5 protein-coding genes and 1 pseudogene are annotated in these 5,769 nt (G+C 42.7%); 1 reads left to right on the plus strand and 5 read right to left on the minus strand.

Annotated features, from left to right (window positions below):
* Positions 1–143: 143 nt before the first annotated feature.
* Complete coding sequence (locus NHN17_RS25280) at positions 144–1,034, minus strand: AraC family transcriptional regulator (protein WP_255045436.1); 891 nt, start codon at positions 1,032–1,034, stop codon at positions 144–146.
* Positions 1,035–1,217: 183 nt separating this feature from the next.
* On the opposite strand from NHN17_RS25280, the gene NHN17_RS25285 reads away from it, so the two are divergent.
* Positions 1,218–2,162 carry an SDR family oxidoreductase gene (locus tag NHN17_RS25285; protein WP_255045437.1) on the plus strand — a complete coding sequence of 315 codons (945 nt, stop codon included), beginning with the start codon at positions 1,218–1,220 and terminating at the stop codon, positions 2,160–2,162.
* 245 nt (positions 2,163–2,407) lie between these two features.
* Here the strand turns inward: NHN17_RS25285 and NHN17_RS25290 are convergent, their stop codons facing one another.
* The 4 genes and pseudogenes from NHN17_RS25290 to NHN17_RS25300 all read right to left on the minus strand — a co-directional run bounded on the left by NHN17_RS25290 (position 2,408) and on the right by NHN17_RS25300 (position 5,229).
* Positions 2,408–2,710 (minus strand): hypothetical protein, encoded by a 303-nt coding sequence (locus tag NHN17_RS25290; protein ID WP_255045438.1) that lies wholly within the window; start codon positions 2,708–2,710, stop codon positions 2,408–2,410.
* A 340-nt stretch (positions 2,711–3,050) separates the two neighbouring features.
* Positions 3,051–3,323 (minus strand): sunset domain-containing protein, encoded by a 273-nt coding sequence (locus tag NHN17_RS26145; protein ID WP_444964453.1) that lies wholly within the window; start codon positions 3,321–3,323, stop codon positions 3,051–3,053.
* Positions 3,300–3,983, minus strand: a pseudogene (locus tag NHN17_RS25295) (endonuclease); the annotation flags it as partial. The pseudogene NHN17_RS25295 and the gene NHN17_RS26145, both read right to left, overlap by 24 nt.
* A 214-nt stretch (positions 3,984–4,197) precedes the next feature.
* Entirely contained in the window at positions 4,198–5,229 is a 1,032-nt protein-coding gene (locus NHN17_RS25300; protein WP_255045439.1) for an AbrB family transcriptional regulator, read from the minus strand.
* Positions 5,230–5,769 lie beyond the last annotated feature (540 nt).

Consider the following 5,769-nt stretch of genomic DNA (forward strand, 5'->3'; position numbering starts at 1 on the left):
GATACATGGATGTGACTGAAGAACTTAACGAAAACAGGATGTTAAGTCTTCAGCAACAGTTAAAAGGAACATAGCGTTATGAATAGCAAACAGAAAGGAGTAAAATGTTTGTTTAAATTAATGCCTATTGATATCAAACGGTGCTATACGATATTTTCAATTAAGGCGGTTGATTGGCTCCACTGCTTAGGGGATTGACCATACATACGCTTAAACTCTCGACTAAATTGCGACGAACTCACATAGCCGACAGCCAGAGCCGCTTCACTGACATTCATGCCCGCTGCAATCTTCATTGCTGCCCGGTTCAGGCGCATCGACTTCATAAACTGGATGGGTGACATTCTGGTGGCTTGTTTAAACTTCCGATGAAATACCGCGCGGCTCATTCCGACCAACGCAGCCAACTCGTCAATGGTGACGTTTTTACCAATATATTGTGATAAATACTCGATAGAACGGGCAATTTGATTACCGACTCCAAATGCCGTTCTGGCCGAGATACCCGCCTCCCCTTTCAGTACCGCATAATAGAGCTCACGTAGACGGCTATCGCCTAGGATGTCGACATCCGCTTTATCCTCGCCTAACAGAAGCAAACGCAGCAGTGCATCAGAAAACGCATCATCCCAGTTAGCTAGCGACATACTCGGCGGTTGTGAACTACCTTTGGGTGGCTTAATCGCACCTGATGTAGTTTCCATCTCGATCGCTAATTCCGTCATCACTTTAGTGTTCAATGAAATATAGATACCAAGCAATGGTTCATCGGGTGATGCCGTAGGTGTTCCCGCTTCAACCGGAAGCGAAACCGTGCAACACATATATTGGCGGTTGTCATAGACATAATGCTCCCCGTCCAATATCGCTTCTTTTTTACCGGTCAAGATAGCAATAATTGCTGGTTCATAAACCGCAGGCGCACATGGAATCGCATCCGTCACCTTAAAAAGGCGAACACCGTTTATTCCGGTCTCGAACATACCATCTTCTGTAATACGACTCTCTACCAGCTCTTTTATTCTCTGTTTCATTGCTTTCAACCCGTTACAAATCAATTGATACAAATAGGCAAGTATTAGCGATTATTCAGCCTACTATATCGCCAAAACGAGAGTTATAGTCACACCAAGACAAAGATACCCCCACTGTTAGCGGCGTGCAAATTTGATTGCAGCGCTAATAAAATGCTCAACAAAACGGCAGAGGTACAGATTATGACAACTCAGCAATTTGGCAAAAACGGTTGGACTCCAGAACACATTGGTTCACTTGCTGGTAAGACCTATGTCATTACCGGTGCAAATAGCGGCGCTGGTTTTGAGGCTTCGAGAATTCTGCTTACGAAGGGTGCCAGAGTGATCATGATGAACCGAAACCCAAGCAAATCGGCAACGGCAATCGCCGAATTAAAGCAGGCTTTAGGCAATCAGATAGAAGTAAGTGTTGTACAGGTTGATTTAGGTAAGCTTGATTCTGTGCGCAAAGCATCGGCAGAGCTCTTAGCAACAACACCAACCATCGACGCACTGATCTGTAATGGTGCGATTGCGCAGGTAGCAAAACAAGAGATCACTGTCGATGGATTCGAGAGCCAACTCGGCGTTAATCACTTTGGTCATTTCCTGCTTTGTGGTCTTCTCTTTGATCGCATTGAAGAGTCTAAAGGACGCATCGTTATCGTTGGCAGCAACGGTTACAAAATGGGCCTGAAGAGAATCAAATTCGAAGACCTTAACTTTAATCAAAAATACACGGCGTGGGACTCATACTCACAAAGTAAATTGGCTCAGATGATGTTTGGTTATGAACTTCAGCGTCGCATTAAAACGGCGGGAAAAAGCGTAGAGGTTCAGATCTGTCACCCTGGCGCTTCTCGCACAAACCTACTCATGGATACAGCAAGTACTTTTAATAAGCTTGTATGGTCTGTCATGTCTCGCATTATTGCTCAATCTGCAGAAAAAGGCGCATGGCCGGAGGTAATGTGCGCAACGGAACAGGGCTTACAAACAGCGAAACTTTATGGGCCAACCAAACGCGCGAATACCGTTGGGCCTGTTGGTGAAAACAGTCTTGATGACGTTGCTCTTGATCGAGAGGCGGCCACCAAACTTTGGCAGCTTTCGCTCGAAAAAACGTCACTCAACTGGTCACTGTAATCAATGCGCTTGGGAATCGCTATGTATACCCACATCTAAAGGCTTATAATTCAGTATGATATACCAAACATACTCACTAAAACTGACTCAACAGGCAACCCAAGGTGCCGTCAAAGATGTTCTGCTATCACCTGTAACCTGATCAAAGATGCTGGTACGGACCTTATCAATCTTCCTTCGCATTCAAATTCTGAACAAGAGCGAGAATAACAAGTAAACAAATCGCCCAAGAACAGATCTTGGGTCTACTTCTCTTTTCTTTTCATTGAACTAACGATGAATACGATCCCCATCAGGCTTTGAATTGCCATGACAATAAGAAACAAACGCAGCGAGATTTCACAGCAGATGATCTGATTCTTTGATAGAAATGAAGCTGAGGAAATCATATCGTCCCAATAATAGAGGAACGAAGCAGGAAATAACGCCAATGTAATAGCAAGACCTTTGATTAACCAGTGTTTAACTTGCCACTCAGCAGGTGTATGAATACGATAGCGCCCAGCAGTCCATAAGATCGCAGCGATGATTACCACCAAACTTTCCATACACACCCCACACATCAATATTTTTGATCAAACTCAAAAATATCATTAGGTTTGCTTATCAGAAAGCTTCTATTTACAGCGAAAAAAGCAGACCCAACCCCACACACTTTTTACCAAAATAAATAACTAGTAATAAGCAAAAATGAGAAATTACAGTTAGAAACATTCATACTGTTCAGAGTTAATTACTGAAAACCGAATATGCCACGCAATTATTGGAATCTCATTTTTCCAATATGAAGGATAAAATTCGACCAAACATTGATTTCTATGTGCAGACTAAAAGTCATTGATTGAAAATTAGCTGAGTTGTTTTACTCAGCCAATTTTACAGTTGGGGTTATGAACAGTTTCCGGCTTTACGATACCCTGCTGATAATGCTTCTTGCTCTGAGTGGAAATTCACAACATTTTTTGGGCTCATTCGACTATAACTTGGACACCCCGCAGGTAGATGGTACACCTTACTATTCTTATTACCCCTTATTAAATACCCTGAATCAGCAGTAGTACTTTCTTTCGAAACTACTGCTGATTTCAAGCCTGAGCCACTATTTTTATGGCCAACCTGCCAAACCGCTTTACCTGTGACAAATGGGTTGTCATGCCCCATTTGCTTAGCGACCCGCCGGTTCCTCTCAAGCTCCCACTTAGAGACAGGGTACTGCCTGTCCCATGCGACCAGCAGGCGTTGCTGCTGGGTGGACATCGATAAATTATAACGGTCAAACATATAAAAATAGGTTCGCGCGACCTGCCCTTTGACCTCATTACGAGGCTCTGCTTGGCGCCGTTTAAAATCAACTTTAAAATCACATTGACCATACTGATTTGACGACGCATTGAACTGGCTGAAATTATAATTTGAGCGATCACCATTTACTTCACCAATCGAAGGAGTCAGGTTATGCATATCCGCTTCCATCACAGCAAAAACCGGATCATTTTTTACACAATTCTTACGCCCGCCTTCTTGCCAGCATTGCCTCGCACGACCAAAGTTAGAAGCTGGAACAATATGCTCCCACTCAATGCGTTGGGCACGATTTTGGTTCTTACGAACGTCATACCCACAACTGTCCAAGTCTACTCGGCCACCACTTTTCCCCATAAAGGTATAGCTGCAGCCACAGTAAAATGTCCCCTTTTCAGTTTGGTCAAAGTAAACATTTTCTTTGGCTAACACTTTGGCATGGCTAAAGTTATTTGGTGCGGCAATGGTGGAAGAAGTAATAAATAAAGCGAAGAACGCTAAAAGTAATCGTTTTGACATTTCTAATGCTACTAAGGTATTGATAGATAGCTTTAGAATGACATAACACTATAAACAATTCGATAAATAGATTATTGATACGATGAAGCAAGGTAACAATTCAGCGCGTTTGGGTACGGTCTCCCCACGGATATGGCCGGCCTGAACTTGCAACAGAGAGTACAGGGCAAAAACATAGGCATGATTTTTCCCCCCTTGTAATCATGAATGAACACTACCTCCTACTTAACGATTTCAGAGGTTCTTTGCACACACTCGGCAACATATAGAGCAGACTCAAACGCATCACGTGGTTAATAGCAACAAAGGCAGGCTCCAACCCTATCAAAATCGCTACAGCAGTCATTGCCTCTACGCTACCCGGTAACCAAGCCAGTAAAAGGACTTCCCATTCTCGTTCAGTAATATAACTAAAGCCAAGAGCATAAAAAAAAGTAATCACTACGCCCATAGTGGTAATAATGAGGCCAGCCCGCGAATAACGCAGTACTTCTCGTAATGTGGTTTCTGCTAACCGGGCGCCAATCAATACCCCTAGCATCGCTGTCGCAAACAAGATTAACTCTTTAGGTACAGCTGTAATTACGCCTCCGATTAGCACGTTGTTATATGCCAGACTGACAAACAAACCCATTACCATAAATGGTGCCGGTATGCCGATGTGCCCAGCTAATTTACCGAGCAAGAAACTCATGGCGCCTATTGCCACCAAATGCAACCCCCAACTTATCGGAAAGACAATGTCTTTAGGGACAATTTCATCCCCCTTTGATGCAATATATCCCGCTAATACCACTAGCATCAAAAGCCGCATGGTATGAGAGACAATCACCTTGGGCGACGGTTTCTCCTGTTCTTCATTTAGAACCAAAATCGCACCAAGCGCTCCAGGGATAGCACCTAACAAAGACTCAAAGGGCCGCCAGCCCTCTTTTTTATTAAGCCATAAGAAACTGGCCAATGTTTGAGAAAACATGCACAGGAGCAAACCAGCAAACAACAATGGTGTGAACGCGTCAGCAAGTTGGTTTATCTGTACAGTTATACCAATACTGATGCCCAATATAATTTGGACCAGTAGGATTAAACAACCTGGCAGCCGTATCGTTTTACCCGTGAACTTCAGGCAGGTAATAACAATCAATACAGCGCCAAACAACTCCCCCATTGGCAGATTGAGAAAACTTGCCCCAAACGCCCCTAGCAAGCCGACAATAACAATAAAGACCACGCCCATCGGTTCCATCCTAAAAATCATCCATAACATCGCACTGATTCAGAGTATAAATCTATCAATATAATCAATAAATAAACACCACTTTACGTTTACATCCATAGGCATCTGACATTATTGAATTCGTTTGAATAACAACTAAAAGAGGTTTAATGCGAAGTACTGCCGTACTTACCTTAAAAATGCTTGCAACCGTCAATAGCTTTAAACTCTAGTAAGTACTTTCTATTCATCAGTTAAAACCAAAAAATAACATTAATTTGATACATCACTTATGCAGTGAACAGTAACGTAGCATCTACCGCTGTATTCACTTTCCTTACTGTTCTACCAATAAATTTTGTGAAAAAATATTTAACACATTATTAATAACTGTTTAGATAAGTCATTGCACGGGAAAGTCGTTGTTATCAAGGCAGAGATTGTTTTACATTAATTTCTCCCTAGCGTGTGGGAGAAAGCGAAAAGGAAGTCAACCAGGGTGAGAGCATGAATGCTCATTTTTTACTCGCCGCCTTAAAACCAGCCAGTAATACCTTATCAAGATAAGTG

This window comes from Photobacterium pectinilyticum, from assembly GCF_024357955.1.
Classification (GTDB): domain Bacteria; phylum Pseudomonadota; class Gammaproteobacteria; order Enterobacterales; family Vibrionaceae; genus Photobacterium; species Photobacterium pectinilyticum.

What these genes read in the sequence shown, in the direction of transcription:
- NHN17_RS25285 (WP_255045437.1), top strand. Translation starts at nt 1,218, where the DNA reads ATGACAACTCAGCAATTTGGCAAAAACGGTTGGACTCCAGAACACATT.
- NHN17_RS25290 (WP_255045438.1), bottom strand. Translation starts at nt 2,710, where the DNA reads ATGGAAAGTTTGGTGGTAATCATCGCTGCGATCTTATGGACTGCTGGG.
- NHN17_RS25280 (WP_255045436.1), bottom strand. Translation starts at nt 1,034, where the DNA reads ATGAAACAGAGAATAAAAGAGCTGGTAGAGAGTCGTATTACAGAAGAT.
- NHN17_RS26145 (WP_444964453.1), bottom strand. Translation starts at nt 3,323, where the DNA reads ATGGGGCATGACAACCCATTTGTCACAGGTAAAGCGGTTTGGCAGGTT.
- NHN17_RS25300 (WP_255045439.1), bottom strand. Translation starts at nt 5,229, where the DNA reads ATGGAACCGATGGGCGTGGTCTTTATTGTTATTGTCGGCTTGCTAGGG.